Annotated in this window: 20 protein-coding genes; 5 read left to right on the forward strand and 15 right to left on the reverse strand. The window is 31.6% G+C overall.

The window, feature by feature from the left end:
• Window positions 1-41 precede the first annotated feature (41 nt).
• Window positions 42-494: an ester cyclase gene (locus ATE84_RS16945; RefSeq protein ID WP_101449088.1), complete on the forward strand. Its 453-nt coding sequence runs from the start codon at window positions 42-44 to the stop codon at window positions 492-494.
• Between the two features lie 125 nt (window positions 495-619).
• Here ATE84_RS16945 and ATE84_RS16950 read toward each other — a convergent pair whose 3' ends face one another.
• From ATE84_RS16950 to ATE84_RS16980, 8 genes are all read right to left on the reverse strand, one after another.
• The gene (locus tag ATE84_RS16950; protein ID WP_101449089.1) at window positions 620-1,330 is read right to left on the reverse strand and encodes a LytTR family DNA-binding domain-containing protein; all 711 of its coding nucleotides are present in this window, start codon (window positions 1,328-1,330) and stop codon (window positions 620-622) included.
• The gene (locus tag ATE84_RS16955) at window positions 1,305-2,351 is read right to left on the reverse strand and encodes a sensor histidine kinase (RefSeq protein ID WP_101449090.1); all 1,047 of its coding nucleotides are present in this window, start codon (window positions 2,349-2,351) and stop codon (window positions 1,305-1,307) included. Before ATE84_RS16955 ends, ATE84_RS16950 begins: the two co-directional genes overlap by 26 nt.
• A gap of 50 nt (window positions 2,352-2,401) precedes the next feature.
• Entirely contained in the window at window positions 2,402-3,673 is a 1,272-nt protein-coding gene (locus ATE84_RS16960; RefSeq protein ID WP_101449091.1) for an amidohydrolase family protein, read from the reverse strand.
• Window positions 3,674-3,820: 147 nt separating this feature from the next.
• Window positions 3,821-4,732, reverse strand: coding sequence for an AraC family transcriptional regulator (locus ATE84_RS16965; protein WP_233195832.1), 912 nt, complete (start codon window positions 4,730-4,732; stop codon window positions 3,821-3,823).
• Between the two features lie 247 nt (window positions 4,733-4,979).
• Window positions 4,980-6,083, reverse strand: coding sequence for a type 1 glutamine amidotransferase domain-containing protein (locus ATE84_RS16970; protein WP_101449093.1), 1,104 nt, complete (start codon window positions 6,081-6,083; stop codon window positions 4,980-4,982).
• A 203-nt stretch (window positions 6,084-6,286) separates the two neighbouring features.
• Window positions 6,287-6,463 carry a hypothetical protein gene (locus tag ATE84_RS26265; protein ID WP_158237277.1) on the reverse strand — a complete coding sequence of 59 codons (177 nt, stop codon included), beginning with the start codon at window positions 6,461-6,463 and terminating at the stop codon, window positions 6,287-6,289.
• A 251-nt stretch (window positions 6,464-6,714) separates the two neighbouring features.
• A complete protein-coding gene (locus tag ATE84_RS16975) occupies window positions 6,715-7,512 on the reverse strand; it encodes a DUF6503 family protein (protein WP_143273660.1) in 798 nt (265 codons plus the stop codon).
• Between the two features lie 13 nt (window positions 7,513-7,525).
• Entirely contained in the window at window positions 7,526-9,916 is a 2,391-nt protein-coding gene (locus ATE84_RS16980) for a TonB-dependent receptor domain-containing protein (RefSeq protein ID WP_101449095.1), read from the reverse strand.
• Between the two features lie 236 nt (window positions 9,917-10,152).
• On the opposite strand from ATE84_RS16980, the gene ATE84_RS16985 reads away from it, so the two are divergent.
• Both ATE84_RS16985 and ATE84_RS16990 read left to right on the forward strand, forming a co-directional pair.
• Window positions 10,153-11,214, forward strand: coding sequence for a sensor histidine kinase (locus ATE84_RS16985; protein ID WP_101449096.1), 1,062 nt, complete (start codon window positions 10,153-10,155; stop codon window positions 11,212-11,214).
• Window positions 11,211-11,921, forward strand: coding sequence for a LytTR family DNA-binding domain-containing protein (locus tag ATE84_RS16990; protein ID WP_101449097.1), 711 nt, complete (start codon window positions 11,211-11,213; stop codon window positions 11,919-11,921). Before ATE84_RS16985 ends, ATE84_RS16990 begins: the two co-directional genes overlap by 4 nt.
• 116 nt (window positions 11,922-12,037) lie before the next feature.
• Here the strand turns inward: ATE84_RS16990 and ATE84_RS16995 are convergent, their stop codons facing one another.
• From ATE84_RS16995 to ATE84_RS17005, 3 genes are all read right to left on the reverse strand, one after another.
• Window positions 12,038-13,738, reverse strand: coding sequence for a patatin-like phospholipase family protein (locus ATE84_RS16995; protein ID WP_101449098.1), 1,701 nt, complete (start codon window positions 13,736-13,738; stop codon window positions 12,038-12,040).
• Between the two features lie 207 nt (window positions 13,739-13,945).
• Complete coding sequence (locus ATE84_RS17000) at window positions 13,946-15,247, reverse strand: aspartate aminotransferase family protein (RefSeq protein WP_101449099.1); 1,302 nt, start codon at window positions 15,245-15,247, stop codon at window positions 13,946-13,948.
• A 56-nt stretch (window positions 15,248-15,303) separates the two neighbouring features.
• Window positions 15,304-16,056, reverse strand: a complete 753-nt coding sequence (locus ATE84_RS17005; protein WP_101449100.1) for an AraC family transcriptional regulator — start codon at window positions 16,054-16,056, stop codon at window positions 15,304-15,306.
• A 725-nt stretch (window positions 16,057-16,781) separates the two neighbouring features.
• Between ATE84_RS17005 and ATE84_RS17010 the strand changes: the two genes are divergently transcribed.
• Window positions 16,782-17,765 (forward strand): IS110 family transposase, encoded by a 984-nt coding sequence (locus ATE84_RS17010; RefSeq protein WP_101445330.1) that lies wholly within the window; start codon window positions 16,782-16,784, stop codon window positions 17,763-17,765.
• Window positions 17,766-18,109: 344 nt separating this feature from the next.
• Complete coding sequence (locus tag ATE84_RS17015) at window positions 18,110-19,858, forward strand: fibronectin type III domain-containing protein (protein ID WP_158237278.1); 1,749 nt, start codon at window positions 18,110-18,112, stop codon at window positions 19,856-19,858.
• 154 nt (window positions 19,859-20,012) lie between these two features.
• Here ATE84_RS17015 and ATE84_RS17020 read toward each other — a convergent pair whose 3' ends face one another.
• The 4 genes from ATE84_RS17020 to ATE84_RS17035 form a co-directional block, all read right to left on the reverse strand.
• Entirely contained in the window at window positions 20,013-20,204 is a 192-nt protein-coding gene (locus ATE84_RS17020) for a cold-shock protein (RefSeq protein ID WP_101449102.1), read from the reverse strand.
• Window positions 20,205-20,352: 148 nt separating this feature from the next.
• Window positions 20,353-20,805: a DUF4440 domain-containing protein gene (locus ATE84_RS17025; RefSeq protein ID WP_101449103.1), complete on the reverse strand. Its 453-nt coding sequence runs from the start codon at window positions 20,803-20,805 to the stop codon at window positions 20,353-20,355.
• Between the two features lie 3 nt (window positions 20,806-20,808).
• A complete protein-coding gene (locus ATE84_RS17030; protein ID WP_101449104.1) occupies window positions 20,809-21,228 on the reverse strand; it encodes a nuclear transport factor 2 family protein in 420 nt (139 codons plus the stop codon).
• A gap of 19 nt (window positions 21,229-21,247) precedes the next feature.
• Entirely contained in the window at window positions 21,248-22,000 is a 753-nt protein-coding gene (locus ATE84_RS17035; RefSeq protein WP_101449105.1) for a type 1 glutamine amidotransferase domain-containing protein, read from the reverse strand.
• Window positions 22,001-22,184 lie beyond the last annotated feature (184 nt).

The following is a 22,184-nucleotide window of genomic DNA, read 5'->3' on the forward strand; positions in this document are numbered from 1 at the left end:
GAATATATGATCTATTGACATCTTATAAATACAAATGAATTATGAAAAATGAGCAAGATTTATCAAACCATTTTCCAAAAAAACTAGTGCTGGATTTTTTTGACAGGGTTTGGAGTGCACCTCATGAATTAGATGCAATTGATGAACTAATGACAGAAGACTATACCATTACCACAGCAGGAAAAAAAATAACAGGAAGAAAAGAATTTAAAAAATGGGTAGGTGAATTTCAGAAACAACTTCTTGACGCAAAAACAGAAAATATAGAACTATTCTACAACGAAAAAAAAGATAAAATTGTTTCAAGATGGAAATGCTCTGGAAAAAATAATGGCCTTTTTGGAGTAGAGCCAGATAACCGATTTGTATTTTTTACCGGAATAGCTATTTGGTTTATAAAAGAAGATAGGCTTTCTGAGTGTTGGGTAGAACGAAGTGCCTACGAATTGTATCAAGACCTTATTTCAGGAAAAAGAGAAAATGACTTTGTATAATTGAAAACAGAAAACTTTTTAAATTATTTCTTTTTAAGCTATTCTTATATTCAAAACTTTAGATGCCGATTACCATAAAATGTCTAATTTTTCTCTTTTTGTATATTATCTATATATCATCAAACTCATAAACGCCCTATAAACGTATTACCTATAATAGTTTTATAAACTTCATTGCGAAGTGTTCTACTAATTTTAATTTTATGATCTCCGACATAAATTAAATTCCCTTCAAGTTTTTTGATATGACTTAACCCTACTAAATAATACCGATGTACTCTTATAAATTTTTCTTTTGGTAGTTCTTCTTCTATATGCTTTAAAGAAACAAGTGTTAGGTATTTATCGTGAATAGTATGGATTTGAATGTAATCTTTGGCTGTTTCTATAAAAGTGATATCATCAACAAAAACTTTGGTAATCATTCCATTACATTTAATGAAAATGTGATTTTTAGCAACGTTATTTTTCTCTTTTTTATCATCAACAACTACTATTTTATTGACAGCTTTAAGAAATCTACTATAAGAAAAAGGTTTTAATAAAAAATCAATAACATCCAGTTCAAAACCATCCAATGCAAATTCACGATGAGCAGTTGTAAATATGACTTGGGGAGGGTTCTGAAATGATTTTATAAGCTCTACCCCTGTCATGTCTGGCATCTGTATATCTAAAAACAGAATATCTATAGGGTTTTCTTTCAAGAATTCTATTGTTTCTATAGCAGAAGCTAATGATTTTACGTGTTCTAAAAATGGAGTTTGATATACAAAATCCTCTAATCCTTTTCTCGCTAGAGGTTCATCATCAACTATTAAACATCTCATTTTCATTTAGCTGTATTTTTAAATGCACTATAAACATAGCGTTACTACATTCTATATTAAATAAGTGCTTATTTGGGTAAATTAGTTCTAACCTTCTTTTTACATTAGCTAATCCGATACCTTTACTTTCTTTATATGGTTTCTTAAGGTTTTCATTTGAAACAGTGTTTTCAACCTTAAAACTTAATGTATTATTATATTCTATTGTGGATTCGATATGTATCCAATACCCTTTACTGCTTTGTCCATGCTTAAAAGCATTTTCAACAAGAGGTAATAAAAGCATTGGGGATATTCTAAAATTCTTTTGATGATCAGGAAAAGAATACTTTACTGTAACAAGGTCTTCATGTCTTACTTTTTCTATATCTATATAATTGGTTAAATTTTCAAATTCATGTTCTAGTTCAATACTTTTTTTATTTGCTTCATATAATTGATGACTTAATATTTCTGAGAATTGAAGTAACATTTTCTTACCGCTCTTTAGATTTTTATCCAGCATGATATAAATACTATTTAAGGAATTAAAAAGAAAATGTGGATTGATTTGATTTTTTAACAAGTTCAATTCTGTTTCTAATTGCTTTTGTTCTATTTCTTTCACCGATTGATCCTTTCGATACCACTCATCTGTTAGAAATAAAGTCATTGATAAACCCAATGATAAAATAACTTCAGTTACAATAGCAATTTTTCCTGCAATGCTTGCAAAAAAATCTGATGTCGGTAAATAGATATCTATATATTTAAAATAGAATGATAAATAATAAGATGTTATAATAGTAATAATGGTAATCGCTAAGATCAGTATTAACACATAGCTAATGATCTTTTTTTTCAACAAAAATTTTGGCATTAAAACATAAAGATTGAGATAAACCAAAATAGTGTATGGGATAAAAGTAAATATATTGGTCTTTAGATTTGCCAATATATCTTTATGATAATTGAGGTCATGTACACTCCATAATAGGAGAAATAAACCCCAAAAAACAATATGCTTGATAACTTTATCGAAGTTCATAATCTATATAAATCAAGACAAATTCAAAGGTAAAAGATTTAAAATATACATTATTTTAAGAATGATCCTTGCTTAACTCTGGTTACAATACTTTTATTAATATTTGAAATATCTTTTAATGGGTTTTTATCTAACACTAAAAAACTAGCTTCATAACCTTCTTTTAACTCTCCTACTTTACGGTTAGGAAAAATAGTTTTCGTAGCATTTTCTGTCCACATTTTAAGTAATTCATGGTTGCTAAAAATATTCAGTTCATACAAAAACTGAAACTCACCAACAGAATTTCCATTGTATTGATCAGAACCTATTGCTAATGTTACGCCTTCTTGCTGTAATAACCTTAAGTTGGATGCTATATTTTTAACCAAATCTTTATAGTTTAATTTTTTTTGTCTTTTTAGAATTAGAGATACTGTGGTGACAATAGTTACTCCTCTTTCTTTAGCCAAAATAACATCTTCTTTATTAATAAGCTGCCCATTAGATATTTCAGGAAGGTGTGCTATTTCATCAACTCCTGCATTGATCGCAATATGAAAATCATATGCGGTTTCGACATGAGCACTTACTCTTAAATTGTTGGCATGAGCTTTTTTCACAATTTCCGGAACTAATTTGGGATTCAACCCTTTTCTACCAAAATATAAAGTATCATTTTTTCTTTTTTCATATTCTTCTGAATAAAGAAGGTTTAATTTGATGAAATCCGGGGAAAATGACAAGATCTTATTCCATTTATGATCTAAATCTTCCTGTTTGTTTATTTTAACATAACCATGAAACTCAATCTCTTCTATTGTATTAAACAATCCTCTAAAGTATCCATAACCAAGATGTTTTTTACGCAAACGTATTGGATGCCCCCCATTGGCAGTTAAAGGGGCATGTGCCATGCTTACATCAATACCATCTGGTTTGTTATAATGATGCATTAAAGGATCGATTCTTTTTTTTATGCTTGATAGGAGTTTAACATAAAATATTCCATTGTTCAAGTAAGATTTAATTCGTTTATCCAGTTCATGTTTGCTTTCAAGATTATGATTATGGGCTTCGGCAAATGGGGGAATCACATATTTATTTGATAAATCTACAATAGTATCAACTTCTTTTTTAGTATTCGAGAAATAGATTAAACCATCTCTAAGCCAAATCGTTTTCTTTTCAAATGTTTTTCCATTAAACCAATTACCTCCAGTAAGCTTAACAACTTGACTATCAAAATTCTTCCTTACATAGTAAGCAGTAGTATTGGCTTTTTGAGAATTACAAGAAAAACCTAAAAACACAATTAAAACAAGTGTGCATAATTTTTTCATCCTTTATGAGATCTAATTTTACTATAAAGTAATTGTATATAAATACGATATGAAAAATTAATCGCCAGGCGGAAAACAATAATAGACAGAATGTAATATATAATAGATTAGGTTTTTCAAAAAACCTTAGTCAAAAGTATCTTAAAATCAAACCCGACCTTTTCTAAACGACGATGGTGTAATACCTTCAAATTTCTTAAAGGCACCATTAAAAGAGGAAAGGCTACTAAAACCTGTATCAAAAGCAATTGATGAAATGGTATATTTATCACTTTCTGTATCTGAAAGCATTCTCTTTGCATCTTGAATTCGATAATAATTTATAAAATCATTAAAATTTCGTTTGGCATATTGATTAATAACCGAGGATGTTAGTTGTGTGGTTTTTCCTATCATGGCACTCAGTTTTGCTAGAGACACATCTGGTTCGAGATACAATTTAGCATCAATAATTAATTTTGAAATCTCATCAAATAAGAGGTTATTATTAGTTGTCTTAAACACATTACCGTCTAGATCTGTAGCTTTAAGCTGGAACGCTTTATAATTTAAAAAATAGATGATTATAGAGTATACTATAGGACCAACAATATAAGGTACTGCCTCATCTAATATGTTTAAAACATAAGATCCCCAGATGACCACAAAGCCAACAATTAAAAGATCTAACCAATTAAATATAGCACTTCGGGATTTTGTTTGTTGCTCTTGCTCGTAGTCTTTCTTTGCCCGTTTTAAAATTCTCCAGGACAAAGCGATATAAAAAGCAAAATGTAGGTATATAAAAATAAGGCCGCTCGAAAAAACAATAATAACCAGCTTACTATTTTCGTACCATTCTTTAGTCACAAATAGACTGGCAATAAAAATCAAAGCAAATGGAACAAATTCTAAAATATAATATTTGGGTAATTTAAAATTAGGGCGTGTCATCCCTAAAATATACCACCTTAAAAGTGGTCCGATTAGTAACAAAAATGCTAATCCTGCAAAAATAAATATTGGTTCTAGACCATCACCAAAATTTAACATGACTGATTTACCAATTCTAAATGCCATAAATACAAGAATTAGCCCGAGTAAAAGATTAGTCAACGTCTTTTTCTTTTTAAAAACACTTAAGTAGAAGGCAAATAATATCCCATGCAAAAGTCCTGCACTACTAACAATGACAAGTAATATATCTAAAAAACTCAATACACTATTTTTTTCAAATGTAGGGATATTTAAAATTCAAAAAAAGTACAAACCTAGTATTAGGTTTGTACTTTCAATATCACATAAATACTGCTTACCTTATAAACTTCTATATATTCTTAGATTGACTTTTTGCATATGATGTTAGATTAACAAGGCTAAAAAATCGTCCAATATTGCCTCTCATGACTGCAATAACACTATGCGACGCTATAAATTCTCTGGCCAAAGGTTTCTTCTCAACAGCCGATATTTGTTTAATTAGTGCTTTGGCTTTCTTAGTCCCACCAGTTTCATATGCAATTAATACCTTCATCGCATTTTCTTCTGCTGTGATTTTTCTATATTTAGGAGTATATCCTAGTGCTACAATCATGGTTTCAGCTAATTCCCATGTTGACCACGGGTTTTGCCCTGTCACTAAGTTTTTATCACGACTAATATTCTCTAAATACATAGCTCCTTCATTAAAACGTGCTCCTTGCTCCACTAATTTGTCTTGCAAAAAGAAAGGAAATATAGTCTCAGCATCAGGAATAAGTAATAATTCTTCATCATTAGTAAAGCTACTTACCTTTTTGTTTTCTAGCAAAGATCGGCCAGTGTCTAAAGTTACATTTACCAAAGCTGCAGGTCCGTGGCATACTGCGCCAACTACCTTATTTGATTGATATAAGTGACGTACAATATATTGAATGTCTTTATTCTCGGGGAAATCAAACATTGCTCCTTTTCCTCCTGCAAAAAAAACAGCCTCATATCTTTCTGGGTTGATATCTTTTACAGGAATACTATGTTTTACTTTATACTGGGCAATGCTATCATTTAAAAACGCATAATCGTATTTTCCCATGTCATCATCATCAATCACAACTGGGGGTTCTCCTCCTAATGGACTAGCAATATCAACTTCAAACCCATTCGCCACGAAAACGTAATAGGCACGTGACAATTCGGTTAATTCATAACCAGTACTTTTATCGGTGCTTCCCATAATAGCTGCGCTTGTCACTATAGCTAAGATTTTTCCTCGTGCGGGTTGGATATCTTCAGATAAATATGGCAAATCAGATGTTTGTGTGGCAGATACATCTATACTCATTTCCTCTATGGGTAGTAAACTTATAAACCACCAACCAAAAACAAAAAGTAAGATAATTATACTGCCAAAGACAATTAGAGTCCATTTCAAAATCGGATATTTTTTAAGCATAACATGGTTTTTTAGAATTACAGTACGAAGTAATACTAAAGTCACCTTAAAAACTGTCGAAATGATAATTCTGTCAGACTAAATTATGTTTTGAATACCTTAAACAGAATTCAGATAAGCAAAAAAAGAGATCATCTATATAGATGATCTCTTTAAGTATTCTAAAATAAATTAATTAGAATTTTAATCTCATAAAGAACGGCTTAGCATAGATATAAACCACTCGATGGTATGTAACAACATACCTTAACACCATCTACATATATAAAAGAGCCATCTCCACCACATGGACTACTTAGACCTGCGCCTCCGTCAATATTTTTTTGCTCATTTTTAGATAATTCTTTAGATCCGGTTACATTTAAAAGTGCTTTTTTCATAATTTAAAATTTTAGGTTTTAAGAATATTTTTTAAATAGAAATTCATTTAAAATTAAGGTTTTTTTATGCGGTAATCAATCACGTTAATTAAACTTTATGAATCATTTCACAAATCATCACAATTTAAAAAACCCATCACTTTGGTGATGGGTTTCTATAGGTAGAATTGGCTAATTCACTGAACATATACAGTCTATGTGACGCTACTGCTTCAATACAAATTGTATTTATCATTACCTACATTAAACTTTTACTTTGCGAGCAATTCCTTTTTAAATCCGTTATTGAATTTGACATTTTTGGTGATTTGTTCATAGAGTACTTTATCTTTAAGATTACCATCCCAATCTGCTGGAATCACTTTTCGTTTTGCCATAAAAGTATATCCATTAACGGTTTCATATTTTATTTCCATCATTAATATCCCTAATCCACTTCCTTTTACTGTAAACAAAAATCGATCTACAAGAAAAGTAGTTGGATTAATGTATAGGATAAAATCATCTTGAACTTCACCGACTCCTTTTTCAAAACCTATTTTTACTATGTTGTAATCAATCTTATTATACGTCCTATTCTGAAGTTTTTTATATATAACACCTGCATCTAATAGCTTAGGCATCATGGTAAACCAATAATAGTTGGCTTTACGCAAAAAAATAGAACTTGATACTATTCTTTGATCCGTTAATCTATTATTGTTCAATGACAACCATGAATCACCATCACTTTCATAATATTGAGTGACTATTCCTTCTTCCTTAGGTAATACAAGTAGCTTATGGGCTTTGTATTGCCCCCACGACACTTCTCCACTAAAAATATAACGCTCTATAGAGATATCACTTTTTTTAGTCTCTGGATTATAAAAATCATATGTAAACTCAACATCTTTCAGCTTTTTCAATAATTCGTAATTCCCTGTTTTAGAGACCATTTTTTCTATTAAGGCTTTAGCAGAATCACTATTTGATAGCTTAACATTTTGAGCAAAGGTCATGTTAACTAGTATGCAGGCTATGCATATCATGCGTATTTTCAATTTCATAATCTTGTAGTTTTTATAAGAATTTATCGGTTTTTTCATTTTTGTCACGGTTTTTTCGTTTTAGTCTTTTGTTTTTTCCTCCACCAAAACGGTATGAAAGTCCAAAATAAACAGATTGACTATCTCTTTTAAATTCACCTTCTTGAATAATCGTTCTATAGGCTTCAAAAGCAAATCGTTGTGTTCTAAAAATGTCATTAAAATTAACACTAAAGGTTCCTTTTCCTTTGGCAAAATTGTAACGTGCGCCAGCATTTACAAAGATGTTTTCTTTTAATTCATATTGTAATATTTTTTGTGGACCACTATAAAAAGTAAAGACCTGAAATGTTAAGTTTTTAGTAGCTTTAAAACTATTATTCAGCTTTGCGTTTAATAAAGTATTATTGACCTTTACGTTTTGACCGTCAATGACACCTTTTTGTGTTCTGGTATACACGTCAAAGCTCGAATTGAAATTCCACCATTTTGTTGGTCGGTAACTTGCCGAAAATTCGATTCCATAGGCATCATTACTATCAAAATTTGCATAATCAAGAATGAGTAGTGCTGGATTGTTTTGATCAAAATAGCCTATTCTATTAATTTCGTCTTTAATTTTTCTATAAAAGCCACCAAACGTTATATTTCCTTTGTTTATTTTTCTATTGTAATTAAGCTCAATAGAATTGGTAAACTGCGGAGTTAAGTTTGGGTTACCAACGATAACAATTTGAGGAGTACTAATCTGTCGAATAGGATTAATTTGGTTTAGTGATGGCCTATCTATTCGCCTGCTAAGACTTAATTGATATGAATTTTTTTGTTCTTCATCGGGTGTGTATTTTAAAAACCCAGAAGGGAATACATTAAAAAGATGGTCTTCAAAATTCTCCTGAACCTCCCCTATTTCATTAAACTGAGTAGTCACATTATAATCTTCTAATCGAACTCCGATATTATATTGCCATTTATTAAAATTCTGACCAAAAGTTGTATAAAATGAATAAATGTCTCTATCATAAGAAAAGTTCGAATTCATAAAATCAATACGACTTGTTTTATAAGAGTTATCTGTACGTCGTAAACGTGTTTCTACTCCAATTTCTAAGGTTGATTTATCGGTTAACGGATTAACATAATCCAGGTTTATTGTAGTATTTGTTCGTTTATCATCTACAACTTCATCATAATTGTTTACAGGTGTATTTCCTGTAAATTTAAAATCATTCGCAATATCACTTTCTAGCGTATTATAGTCTAATTCGAGTTCAATTGTATGTCCATCTTTTACAAACGAATGCAGAAAATCAACATTATAAGTAGCATTTATATTGTCTTTTGTTATGGCATCAAATTGTGTGAAGTTTGAAGGAGTATCATTAAAAAAAGTAAGTGTTTTTTTACCTTCAATATCTGCATTAAACAAATTTTGATTGGTATACACAGAAAATGTGTTTCTCTCATTGATGTAATAATCGACACCTACTTTAAATAGATGTGACGTACGACCATTATAATTTTTGGTTAATTGATTCGTTTGCTCTACGGTTCTAGTGACCGTACCATCTGTTACTTGCTCCCCAAAACGATTGCCATAACTACCATAGAAATTAGTTTTTCCTGTTCTATAATTCAGACTTAATGAATTGTTGAATCGTGCTTTTTCTCCAAAAGTTACTCCAGAACTTATGGATCCATTGAAACCCAATCGGGTACTCTTTTTTAGGATGATATTAATAATTCCACTCATGCCTTCAGGATTGTATTTTGATGAAGGATTGGTGATCAATTCTATGGTTTTAATTGATGTAGATGGTATTTGTTGTAATAGATCAGTAGCACTAATATTGGTTGGTTTTCCATCCACCAGGATACGAACATTTTCATTTCCGCGAAGCGAAATTTCACCATCCTGATTAACACTTACCGAAGGAATATTACTCATAATATCACTGGCCGAAGCACCTGCAGTAGTTAAATCTTTTCCTACATTAATTACCTTTCTATCTATTTTTTGTTCAATAGTCGAACGTTCGGTAGTAATTTCGACTCCTTCAAGAGCAACAGCTTCTTCTTCAATCAAAATAGTCCCTAGATTGATTTTGCTTTTTGATTGAGCAATAACAATACTCTTTGTAACTGTTTTATATCCAATAAACTGAACTTCAAAATTATAATTCCCATAAGGGATTTTGTCTACAACAAATACGCCTTTATCATTTGTAATCCCACCAGTAGTGATCTTTTCTCCAGATTTTACAATTACATTCACATAGGGTATTGACTCTTGTGTGTTTTGATCTAATATTTCTCCTGTAATTGTACCCGATTGTCCAAAAACACCAATCGAAATAAGGAAAAGGAATATAGATAAATGCATTCTTTTAATATCTTCCATAAGAATAGATAAGATTGTTTTCATAAAGTTCATTCTCAAAAAAATTATTGTTTGAGTGCCAAATTATAAGAAGAGTAAACCCGTATTAAAAAAAACAGACAGAAGAGGTATAAGTGATGTTATAGATTTGGTTACTGTCTATATATGGTTTTGTCTTCGGAAAATAGATTTTCGACATCACAAACTGGTAGTTTGGTACGCTATGTAAACTTGGGTTCTTTAAATTTGTACCTTTACAATGAATAGAAATAGAAAACAGCATGTTATATAAAATCCAAAGCTTTCTGGAAGCTTCAAGATTTAAGTATCTTATATTTGGACTTTTGATTTTTGTCTTTTCCGCTTCAGCCTCTAGTTGGTATTATTCTACAACCGAAGAATTACTAATCACTTATGGTATAAGGGCTATACTACAAATTGCTATGTCATATGTGATTATAGAATTTTTAATTCTACATCTTTTAAATAAGGGTAAAGTTTTGATTTTTTGGATATCGATCATAATAACGTTGCTTACTTTTTACCTTATTTGTACCTTAACATATATGCATTATTTTGAACCTACCTTTCCTACAACTTATGTAAATTATATAAAACGTTTTACTGACACTTCTCTATTGGGTAGATTCACAAACATAGGCGAGTTTATATCAAAATCACTGTATTTACTATATCCAACATTCTTAATCCTGGTATTAAAACTTTATACAGAAAAGCAACGCTTATTGAAATTAAATGAGCAGAAAAAAACAACAGAACTTGCTGCTCTAAAAAATCAATTAAACCCTCACTTTTTATTTAATACATTAAATAATTTACACGCATTAGCTTTAAAAAAGTCTGATGATACCACCAAAGTAATTCAAAAACTTTCTAATATCCTGGATTATATCTTATATCGCTGTAATGAAAATTATGTATCATTAGATAAAGAAATTGATTTAATCGAGAACTATTTATCTTTAGAAAAAATCCGTTATGCGGATAGAGTAAAAATCTCTTTTAGTAAGAATGTAACGGGACAGGAAAAAATTGCTCCTTTATTATTGCTCACATTTATCGAAAATGCATTTAAGCACGGTGTTAAAGAAGAAATAAATCAAGCTAGTATCGAAATTAATATCTCTAAAAAGGGAGAGCAGTTAGTTTTTAATGTAAAAAATAGCAAACCTACAGGAATTGGTATTTCTATAAATAAAGACTCTATAGGTCTTAAAAACATAAAAAAACAGCTAGAATTATTGTATCCAAAAGCATATGATTTGATTATTGAAAACAAATCAAATTCATTTTCTGCTAATCTAAAATTAGATATTATATGAGCTATACCTGTTTAGTTGTAGATGATGAACCTTTAGCTAGAGAATTAATTGAAACCTATCTACATAAACTTCCTGATTTTGAATTGATTGCTTCCTGCTCTAGTGCTATTGAAGCCAGTTCGATATTAAGTACTACAAAAATTGATTTACTTTTCTTAGATATTGAAATGCCAGTATTAAAAGGAACCGATTTTTTTAAAAACCTTGTGTATAAACCTCAAGTAATTTTTACTACTGCGTATCGTGATTATGCAGTAGACGGGTTTGAGTTAAATGCTGTAGATTATTTGTTGAAGCCCATATTTTTTGAACGTTTTTTCTTAGCTATCCAGAAGTTTTTAGAACAGGAAAAAAAGTCTATATCATATGACTCTCCAGAAAATACTACACATAAGAAAATAGATTTTGTTTTTGTAAATAAAGCAAAAAAACAAATAAAAGTACTTTTTGATGATGTTTTATATATTGAAAGCTTAAAGGATTATATTAAAATTCATATAGAAAATAAAACTCTGGTTATAAAAGAGAGTATCTCTAACTTTGAAAAACGCATCGATTCCCGATTTGTTCGTATTCATCGTTCATATATTGTGAATCAGGAAAAAATTACGGCTTACACCAAAAATGATGTAGAAATTGGTGAAATTGAAATTCCGATAGGGAACAGTTACAAGGATAATATGTCTAGTTTTTCAAATAATTCGTGATCAAAATAAACCATTCTCATGCATTACACTTCCTCTTGCTCATTTGATTACGTTCAATAAGGCTATTCATCCCTATAATAAACAGAAGAACAACCTCTAACCAGTATTCTGAAAACTTATTTTTTTAATTCCTCTAGTACGAAAAATGGGTTTTTATTGAAAGCTTTCCAATCATCCTTTAGTTCTTTATACAACAAATCAATTTCGGTGAAATCAATTTTTAAATCATCTTCTGATTTTTTGAGTTCCAGGATATACTCCATAAGTTCATAACAGAGCGTAAATTGGCCACAAGCGATTAGTGTATCCATTCTATTTTTGGCAATATCCTTTTTATCCCACCATAATGTTGTTGGTGTTTCGGATGCTGTTAATCCAACACTCATTAACAATTTGCTGGGTGCAGGTTTAATATCCTTATTATAATTTGGTTTATCACCAGAATAAGGTGTCTTTTTACCATTTAGCTTGTACACTGTAGTAGTTATACGTTTGTTTTGAAGTGAATATTTAGAATAAAATAAATCATAATTAAGTCTGCGCATTTGCTTTAAGAAGACGTCATTGATCATTTTTACTGCAGATGTTAGTCGATTCGTAAGCATCTGTTGTGCCAATCCAATATCTAATTTTTTAAAACTCAGGATGTCGTCTACAAGTGGTTCTGGCACATTTTTTTTAAAAAGAGATGCCATCTTAGTTTTAAAAAATTTCAGTACAACCGAGGCAAATCCACCCAATATAGTTAGCGTTAAACCAATACCAATTAATATGCTGCCAATGATATAAATTGCAGGCCAGCCACAATCATCACAATTGTTGAAAATTTTCATTGAATTTAAAACAACCATAATTACTCCTAATAAAAGAAGTATCCAATACAATGGTTTAATCCTGAAATATGCTAAGGCTTTCGCTACAAATTGTTTTATAGAAACTCCTTTTTTCTCAAAACTATTGTCCTGATGCCAAGGTACCATCTTAAAACTTCCAACATCATTTACGATGATAAGATTGAGTTCATCTTTCATTCTCTCATTAATTCGAATCATACTAGCAATACCTTGATTGTCTGCAATGCCTCCATCCATGATTCCTACTCCATCAATGAATCTGTCAAGGCTTTTCAATGCTTTGTAATCTGTAGAATTATGATCTTTAAAATAATCATCTGGAAATTGTAACGGTTCAAACCCTAAAGGGAAGCAAGAAGATGAAGCAATAATATCTCCCAATTGCACTTCAAATTTAAGTTTTTCTACAGATGAATTCGAAAGTGGTGAGTTACCAAAAACCCCTGTGTTTTGAAATCTATACGTGAGTCCAAATGAAAAATCTGTAGCATTATAACATACTTGTCTTAAATGTGCTGATATTGGGTTCTCAAACATAGAAAAATCCCCTTTAAAAACTTCCATTTCTGAATAAGTCAATGCAAATGCATTAATCAACGAACGTGTCTTATATGAATTGTTTTTCCAGACCGTATCATCTTCCAGTTTCTTAATTGCCGTATCTAATAATTTATCATTATCAGGTTCAAAGGCTTGGTAAAATTCTGTAAAAAATTCTGTAAAACTGTGTTTCGTATCTTGTGCTGATTTGGCATAAGCTACTGCTAAAAGGGTTCCGCCACTAACAGAGCTTAGAGCTTCTACACATTCTAACAGAGGCTTCCCTTTAAATTTGACCTCATTTAGATACGAGATTATTCCCAAAGAATAGAATGTTGCTCGATAACCACCACCGCTAAAACATAAACCTATATTTTCAAAAGGGAGAAAGCTACTTTCGGTACTAGTATTGTTGTCACTCATAATTCCAGAATTTTACAGTATAATTTTAATAAAAAAAATACATTAATAAGAAATCTAAACCAACTACTTATTATCAATAAAGTTGATTTGGGGAATTAAAAAATGACGATTATAATATTTAGAAGTGATTAAACTTAAGATAAATTTATATAGCTAACAATACGTAAAAATACCTATTTTTAAGTCAATATGCTATAAGTAGCTTTTTTATTGAATACAATCCTGTATTGCTTCATCTAAGATCGCAATTCCTAAATCTATTTCTTCGATACTTATGGTTAATGGCGGAGCAATTCTAAAAACGCTTCCGTAACCTTTCATTCTAACTATATTCATATTTAAACCTAACTCAAGGCATCTACTGCAAATTTTTTGACCCAAATCATCGTCTGGTATCTTCGTTTCCCTATCTTTCACAATTTCAACTCCTAATAAAAGTCCATTTCCTCTTACATCTCCTATACATTCATATTTCTCATGTAATTGTAGCAATTGTTCTTTTAAGTATTTTCCTTTTTCCAATGCGCTTTCGGCTAATTTTTGTTCATCAAGTATGTCAAAAGCAGCTAAGCCAAAAGATGCACAAAAAGGATCAGATACATGAGAGGTTACATAAATAAACCCTCTGTTATGGCATTCTTCCTCTATTTCTGCTGTGGTAACCATAGCTGCCAAAGGAAGCCCCCCTCCTAGTGTTTTTGATAAGGTTAAGAAATCAGGAACCACATCATATTGTTCAAAAGCAAAAGTTGTCCCCAGCCGCCCTAATGCAGTTTGAGCTTCATCAAATATTAGCAATAACCCACGTTCATCACATAATTCTTTTAACCTTTTAACATAACTGGGTTTCAATTCAATCATACCTGCGGCGCTCAACAACGGTTCGGCTATTAATGCTGCATATTCACCAACCGATTGCTGATCAGCCATTTTCATACCAACCTCCAGGCAAGTATGATCACAACTCCCTTTACAATGTGCAATTGGGCAACGATATTCATAAGGTGCTGGTATCATCAAACTACCCGACATAGCAGGTCCATATCCCTTTCTTGTTTTTGAATAGGTATAGGATTGCGCTCCCGCCGTCATACCATGCCAGGATCCGGAAAATCCAATGATTTCAAAACCACCGGTAACTAATTTTGCCATTCGTATAGCTACCTCGTTCGACTCGGATCCGGTGTTTAGAAATATACATTTAGATAGACTATCGGGTAATTTACTTGTTAATTTTTTGGCAAGATCAATAACCGGAGGAGACAAGATAGAGCTTAATAAATGAATAGCTTTGTCTCCTGATTTTTCTAATATTTCAACAAATTTAGGGTGATTATGTCCAAATACAGAGCACATTTGACCAGAGGTAAAATCCAGAATCGCATCTCCATCCTTAGTATAGATATAGCTTCCAAAAGCCTTTTCGACAATAAAAGGTGAAAACTCACCACAGTACCGTATTAGTGCTTCCTGGGCCTCTTCTACTTCTTTAGCATTTAAATCTTGCATAAGGTTTTACTTTTGATAGCAAGTTCGATCAATTGTAAATCCTAAAATTGTAAAATTCAATCATTTTTAACCAAATCGGCATATTTTTTTGGAATCATGCCTACATTCATTTTGAAGTATTTATTAAAATGACTTTGATCAAAAAAACCCGTATCATATGCAATATCGGTAAAACTGTCTTTAGTTTTTATGTACTCTTTAGCTTTTTCAATTCGTAGATTTTGAAGGTAGCGAATAGGCGAAATTCCTATATTAGTTTTAAAAAGACGTTGAAAATGGCTATCACTTAAACAGGTTATATCTAATAACTCTTCGACAAGTATGGATCGGTTATAATGATTTTTAAAATGCACCAATGCCTTTTTTATAATGAGTTTTGACTTCGTTGAATTCGTGCTATTACTAACCAAAAAGTGTTTAAATATATCCGGAACTTTAGTTTCTTCACTATCTCTGGCATCAAAATTCTTATTATTTGTCATAATCGATTCGAACCAAGTATCAAAATGGTTTTTATAAGAATAACAATTCTGTATTATTGTTAAGCCTAATCGATTGCTAGAACTATTGTTAAAAGAATACAATTTCGGAACCCTAATCACCTTGTAATGAAAGAAATTTTCTATTAATGTCTGATGTGCAATATAAGGAGGAATCACCACCAAATCCCCCGATTTTAGAGTAAACATAGCATCTTTACATATAAGATTTGCACTTCCATTTATGATATAGCAAAATGTATAGCGATCCGGATGCAAATGCATTGGAAAAAAGTGTCTTTTATCATAATGTATAGTGGCACATTCCATTGTATAGGTAACTTAAGGATACTAAGTTAATTAAAAAACAGGCTTGATTCCTACATAAAAGAATCACTATGATGGTAATAACCTAAGTTCGATTTGGTCTGATACTTCGACATAGCTCAGTACAGGCTGGAAGATTGTATCGAGAATAATGATTTTCTATCTAAAAAAGCTATTCTCGATACAGTTTTTCTCCACGTCACCTCGAGCGTAGTCGAGAGGTCATTCTGAAAAACCGAACTGACGGGCTAACACGCTACTACACAATACAAACGCTACGTCACATCGAGTACGTGAGGAACGAGCGTGTATCGAGATGCATTTGAAAACGAGTTCTCGAAAGGTTCTCGATACAGTTTTTCTCCATTACATTGCGAAAAACCACTCGAACAGACGGGTTAACACGCTACGTCACATCGAGTGCGTGAGGAACGAGCGTGTATCGAGATGCATTTGAAAACGATAATATGATGGGTTCTCGATACAATTTTCCTCCATTACATTACAAAAAACCACTCCTTTAGACTTGCATAATTATATTTATTGAAATAAAAAAGAGCAGAACTTAAGTACACTAATAACACTCAGAAGGGTAAACTTCATAGTTCGATTTAGACTTAAGTTCTTTCTTTCATCAACAATCTCTAATAGAAATTCGGGATTTTAAGCCCATTATCAAGGAGTCGAGTTATGATGAAAATGCTCTTTTCATTCAGAGAGGTAAAATTATGAAAAGTATTTATTTAGGAATTGACATTAGTAAAAAAACATTAGATATTTGTTTAGTTGATCAGAAATCAGAAGCATTCTTTAAGATTGAAAATAAAATCAAAGCGATTAAAAAACTCTTTAAGCAGATAACTACTTTAGATGCTGAGATCTTTATTGCAATGGAAAATACTGGTCTTTATAATTATAATTTATATGAAGTTTTGAAGGATTATTCATTTAATGTTTATGTGATCGATCCTAAGCACATTAAACGAAGCATCGGTTTAGTTCGTGGTAAGAATGATAAAGTTGATGCTAAGCGCATTGCTACTTTTATTGAAAGGAACTATCAAGATTTTGATTGCTGGAAGCCCACAAGTGAGGCTGTACAAAATATAAAAATACTGATGAGCCAACGTAGACATAAGGTAAAAACTAGACAGGCTATTAAACAACAAAATAAGGAGCTTAAAACAGTTAAAAGGACTAAAATAATAAGTTCCTCAATGAAAATCAATTTAAAAGAAATTGAGCAGATTAATAAACATATAGCGGCTATAGAAAAATTGATTAAAGAGGAGATAGCTAATGATTCTGTTTTGGAAAAGGACATAGAACGTATCAGAACTATACCAGGAATAGGATCAGTTACAGCTTGGACTTTAGCTGTGAAAACTGATGGTTTTGTGCGATTGACTAATCCGAGAAAACTAGCTTGTTTTGCTGGCGTTGTTCCATTCGAACAACAAAGTGGAACAAGTCTAAAGACAAAACCAAGAGTATCAAAAATGGCGGATATGCAACTTAAATCCGTGCTCCAAATGGCAGCTATGAGAGCAGTAAGAATGGATAACGATCTTAAACACTTTTACTTGAGAAAAGTAGAAGAAGGTAAGAACAAAATGAGTGTACTCAATGCTGTTAGAAACAAACTAATACATATCGCAATGGCATTAATAAAAAACAAATCTTTTTATGAAAACCGTTTGGTATTGTCATAGAAATCGAATTGATGTTTTTTATAACATTTTAGTTTAGGTCGAACTCAGGTTAATAGCAGTTTTTTTATCGTATTTAGTTGTTTAAAACTTGTGAACTTCTTCAACTCGGTTTTCAATACATTTATATCTCTTCTAACTCAGAGCCTGTACTAATTTACGTACTTGGTTATTTGCTATATCTTAAAAAACTTCGAGTTCATTTCTTTAGATTCAGATCATCGATCAGTACTATGGAAATGGTATATTATACAAGTATATATACTAAAGTTTACAAAAAAAGAGTTACAGACAGTAAACACATAACTTAATTAATTATGAAGTTAAAAACTCTATTAATATTGATCATGGGCATAATAATTCTCTCATGCAATACCGATGAGACTATATCCCCCGATACACAAGCACCAACAGTTCCTACAAACTTAACGGTTTCTAATATTATTAATGTATCATTAGATCTTAGATGGAATGCTTCTACAGATAATATAGAAGTTACCGAATATGAGGTATATCAAGATGAAGTAAATATTGGCACATCAAAAGATACTACCTATAGTGTAAGTGGTCTTACAGCCAATACTACGTATAGCTTTACTGTAAAAGCTAAAGATGCTGCAGGTAATATATCTGGTGCTAGCAACGTAGTTAATGCTACTACTACTAATACAAATGCCGTTCAATATACCTTAACAACCAATACAACAGGACAAGGAACAGTAAGTGAAGGAGGAATCTATAACTCAGGAACCCCAGTTACCGTTACCGCTACTCCTGCATCAGGATGGGATTTTAGTGGGTGGTCTGGTGCTTTATCAGGTAATACAAACCCAACATCCATCACGATGAATTCTGATAAGGCCGTAACAGCAACCTTTACCAAAGCTCCAGTTACCAGTACTTCAACAGAAAAGTATCGATTAACCTGGAGAGGTAATACATCTACCACTATGGTTGTAGGATGGAATCAGGTACGAGGAACGAATCCTGTGGTACATTATGGTACTACGGATTTTGGTAGTAATGCAGGATCATACCCGCTTAGTAAAACTGTAGATAGAACAGTTTCTAGTAAAGGAATGAATAATAATTATGCTAGATTAACAGGGCTTCAAGCAGATACTGCTTATTATTTTGTGATCAAGGATAGTGAAGGAGTTTCTAAAAGATTCTGGTTTAAGACTGCGCCTAGTGATCCTAATACCCGATTATCAATTGTAGCAGGAGGAGATTCTCGAAACAATCGTACTCCAAGACAAAATGCTAATAAACTTGTAGCTAAGATTAGACCACATGCCGTACTTTTTGGAGGAGATATGACAAGTTCTTCATCGAGTTCTCAATGGCAAAACTGGTTTGAGGACTGGCAATTAACTATTGGTTCTGATGGAAGGATGATTCCTGTTGTTGCCGCACGAGGTAATCATGAGAAATCGAATGATATCAGAGATCTTTTTGATATTCCTACCGCAGCTGGAGGAGAATACTATGCGTTGAGTTTTGGAGGTAGTTTGATGAGAACCTATACCTTAAACACAGAGGTAACCCCAGCAGGTACACAAGGAACTTGGTTAGCTAATGATTTAACGTCTAACTCTGCTAATCACACATGGGCAGTAGCACAGTATCATAGAGCAACCAGACCTCATGAGCCTGGTAAATCAGAACAAAATGATCAGTATGAAGCATGGTCTAAACCTTTTTACACTCATGCTGTACAATTGGTGATGGAAAGTGATTCTCACGTAGTGAAACGTACCTGGCCAATCAAACCTTCGACAGGTTCAGGAAGTGATGAAGGGTTTGTGAGAGTAGATTCAGATCCAAAAAGAGCTATCTATGTTGGAGAAGGATGTTGGGGAGCTCCCTTACGTAATGCTTCTGATACTAAGAACTGGACAAGAGCAGCGGGATCATTTAATCAGTTTAAGTGGTTATGGATCGATAAAAACAAGATAGAACTTAGAACTATTAAAGTAGATAATGCGAGTAGTGTTGGGCAATTAAGTGATAACAACTTGTTTGTTTTACCTACCAATATTGATATATGGAACCCTACAGGAGGTAGTGTTGTGACTGTCGATAATCCGCATTAATAGAAAATATCTGCAGAAAGAACTTGAGAATATAACGTTTTGCTTTTGATTCAGGTAAAATAGTACTAAGACAAATTCAATATCAGCAAAACGAAAGGATACTAAAAGAGCCTGTCACTAGTGACAGGCTCTTTTTTAAACTTGAAAGTATATATTAGATAACTTTTACGTTTACCGCGTTTAATCCTTTGTTACCTTCTTGTAGATCAAATTCTACTTCATCGCCTTCACGAATTTCGTCTACTAATCCAGAAATGTGTACAAAATGGTCTTTGCTAGCACCTTCTTCAGTGATAAATCCAAAACCTTTAGCGTCATTGAAGAATTTTACTGTTCCTTTATTCATTGTAATGTAATTAAATTTATTATATAATTTATTTTGCAAAGATGGCACCAATAATTTGATAAATGACAAATTAGTTCATTAATTTTCAATTATCAAATTGCTCATAAAACTTTACTAAATACAAACTGTTATTATCAAAACATTAAAGTCACTTAATAGAATTCCATATATCTAAATATATTTTCCAGTTTTTCCCTACTTTTTTCCAGACAATTACATATTTCCCTTTCCAGGTCATTTCTTCTCCGTTAGCTTTTTTTGTAGTGCCTTGATAGGTACCATAATCATATGCTTCATTGCCAATGATTTTAATTTCAATAGGGTCAATTTTATGATTAATAATTTGTATTCCCTCCGGAAGCCTCCAATAGCCTAATATACCTTCTGTTCCTTCAATAATTTTTAAATTATTAGGAAATATTTTAGCATCTTCAGTATACGATTCACCGATCATTTTATAATCTGAAGTATTCACATATTTAGAAAAATTTTTACCATTTTCTAATAGTTGTTTAATCTCTGTTTTATCTCCAATATAGGTTTGCCCTAGAACTTGATTACAAACAAATATGAGAAGTACAATAGATAATAACGATTTCATTTTTTAGTTTTTTTGTTTTCTATAGAATATTTTGCTGACTACTTTCCACTCTCCATCTACTTTTAATAAATTCATATAATCAATAAATGAAAATGTTTCATATTCAATTTCAAGTTTTGCTTGTGCTGCGTTTCCTGTTACATCTATAGATACAACATTTGTTTTTCGATTTTGTTTCGGCCCGGGTTTTATTACTTTTTTAAAGAATTCTAAAGCATTTACCTCTTTATACCCGTTTTTAGAAATAAATTTCATCGTAGCATTGCTATGGAATGCCTTTTTTAAGGTTTCAAAATCGTTGTTTGTGCCTCCATCCAGATAATACGTAACGGTTTTTTTGATAAGTACCTTATCTGATTCTTGAGCATAAGTAAATGTAGAGGTACTTAAGTATACGAGTAGGATAAAAATTGTTGTTCTCATCTGTTTATCTATTTTAAGTTTATTTATTGCTTGTTTTCTTAAGTATTGCTACAACTTGTTGTGCGACAGATACCGAAGCTGTAGGATCTTGTCCCGTAACTAATCTACCATCAACTATATAATGATTATCCCATCCCTTTTTAGAATAGGTAAAATCTCCACCATTTTTTGTAATGGCTTCTTCAATAGAAAAGGGAAAGGTTTTATAATACGCTTTATTTTTATTTTCAAAAGCATCGGCAAAACCATTTACCTCTTTTTCTGCATATAGATATTTTCCATTTGTTAGCTTTAAATTTACAATTCCTGCCGTTCCGTGGCAAATAGCTGATACAATTCCTGTATTTTCATAAATTTTCCTTGAGATACCCTGTATGGCTTTATTCTCAGGAACTCCAAACATGGCTGCCCCACCACCACTATAATAAACTGCTTTATAGTCTTTTGCATTAATGGCTTCAGGGGTATACGTATTTTTAAGTAAATTCATAAAATTGACATCGTCTAAATATTTTTTTTGAATCGGATTCGAGTTATTTATATACCCTATCGGAATTTCGCCACCTTCTGGACTTACAAAATCAACCTGATAACCCGATTTTATAAATACATCATATGCTAAAACGATTTCTGCAAAATGATTTGCGGTTTTCAGATTTGTGTTTCCGTAGGTATGCTGATTAGAAGTGACAAACAAAATCTTATCTTTTGATGATACTGAACATCCTAAAAAAAGAAAAATCACCAAAAATGGTACTATACTATTTCTCATGTTGAATTAATTTTCAACAAATTTGAAAAATCATTACCTATATAGGTTCATGTATTATAAATCAGTAGTGCTGATTTATAAATTAGCACTACTCTAACCTGTTGTGTATTTGAGATTTTTGAATTAAAAAAGCTATTCTCGATACAATTTTTCTTCATTTTATTTCGAAAAACCACTCGAATTG

Source organism: Aquimarina sp. MAR_2010_214 (assembly GCF_002846555.1).
Taxonomy (GTDB): Bacteria; Bacteroidota; Bacteroidia; order Flavobacteriales; family Flavobacteriaceae; genus Aquimarina.

What these genes read in the sequence shown, in the direction of transcription:
- ATE84_RS17025 (WP_101449103.1), bottom strand. Translation starts at nt 20,805, where the DNA reads ATGAAATCGTTATTATCTATTGTACTTCTCATATTTGTTTGTAATCAA.
- ATE84_RS16950 (WP_101449089.1), bottom strand. Translation starts at nt 1,330, where the DNA reads ATGAAAATGAGATGTTTAATAGTTGATGATGAACCTCTAGCGAGAAAA.
- ATE84_RS16980 (WP_101449095.1), bottom strand. Translation starts at nt 9,916, where the DNA reads ATGAAAACAATCTTATCTATTCTTATGGAAGATATTAAAAGAATGCAT.
- ATE84_RS17000 (WP_101449099.1), bottom strand. Translation starts at nt 15,247, where the DNA reads ATGCAAGATTTAAATGCTAAAGAAGTAGAAGAGGCCCAGGAAGCACTA.
- ATE84_RS16975 (WP_143273660.1), bottom strand. Translation starts at nt 7,512, where the DNA reads ATGAAATTGAAAATACGCATGATATGCATAGCCTGCATACTAGTTAAC.
- ATE84_RS26265 (WP_158237277.1), bottom strand. Translation starts at nt 6,463, where the DNA reads ATGAAAAAAGCACTTTTAAATGTAACCGGATCTAAAGAATTATCTAAA.
- ATE84_RS16990 (WP_101449097.1), top strand. Translation starts at nt 11,211, where the DNA reads ATGAGCTATACCTGTTTAGTTGTAGATGATGAACCTTTAGCTAGAGAA.
- ATE84_RS17020 (WP_101449102.1), bottom strand. Translation starts at nt 20,204, where the DNA reads ATGAATAAAGGAACAGTAAAATTCTTCAATGACGCTAAAGGTTTTGGA.
- ATE84_RS16945 (WP_101449088.1), top strand. Translation starts at nt 42, where the DNA reads ATGAAAAATGAGCAAGATTTATCAAACCATTTTCCAAAAAAACTAGTG.
- ATE84_RS16985 (WP_101449096.1), top strand. Translation starts at nt 10,153, where the DNA reads ATGTTATATAAAATCCAAAGCTTTCTGGAAGCTTCAAGATTTAAGTAT.
- ATE84_RS16995 (WP_101449098.1), bottom strand. Translation starts at nt 13,738, where the DNA reads ATGAGTGACAACAATACTAGTACCGAAAGTAGCTTTCTCCCTTTTGAA.
- ATE84_RS17015 (WP_158237278.1), top strand. Translation starts at nt 18,110, where the DNA reads ATGGGCATAATAATTCTCTCATGCAATACCGATGAGACTATATCCCCC.
- ATE84_RS17035 (WP_101449105.1), bottom strand. Translation starts at nt 22,000, where the DNA reads ATGAGAAATAGTATAGTACCATTTTTGGTGATTTTTCTTTTTTTAGGA.
- ATE84_RS17030 (WP_101449104.1), bottom strand. Translation starts at nt 21,228, where the DNA reads ATGAGAACAACAATTTTTATCCTACTCGTATACTTAAGTACCTCTACA.
- ATE84_RS16955 (WP_101449090.1), bottom strand. Translation starts at nt 2,351, where the DNA reads ATGAACTTCGATAAAGTTATCAAGCATATTGTTTTTTGGGGTTTATTT.
- ATE84_RS16965 (WP_233195832.1), bottom strand. Translation starts at nt 4,732, where the DNA reads ATGGCATTTAGAATTGGTAAATCAGTCATGTTAAATTTTGGTGATGGT.
- ATE84_RS17005 (WP_101449100.1), bottom strand. Translation starts at nt 16,056, where the DNA reads ATGGAATGTGCCACTATACATTATGATAAAAGACACTTTTTTCCAATG.
- ATE84_RS16970 (WP_101449093.1), bottom strand. Translation starts at nt 6,083, where the DNA reads ATGCTTAAAAAATATCCGATTTTGAAATGGACTCTAATTGTCTTTGGC.
- ATE84_RS16960 (WP_101449091.1), bottom strand. Translation starts at nt 3,673, where the DNA reads ATGAAAAAATTATGCACACTTGTTTTAATTGTGTTTTTAGGTTTTTCT.
- ATE84_RS17010 (WP_101445330.1), top strand. Translation starts at nt 16,782, where the DNA reads ATGAAAAGTATTTATTTAGGAATTGACATTAGTAAAAAAACATTAGAT.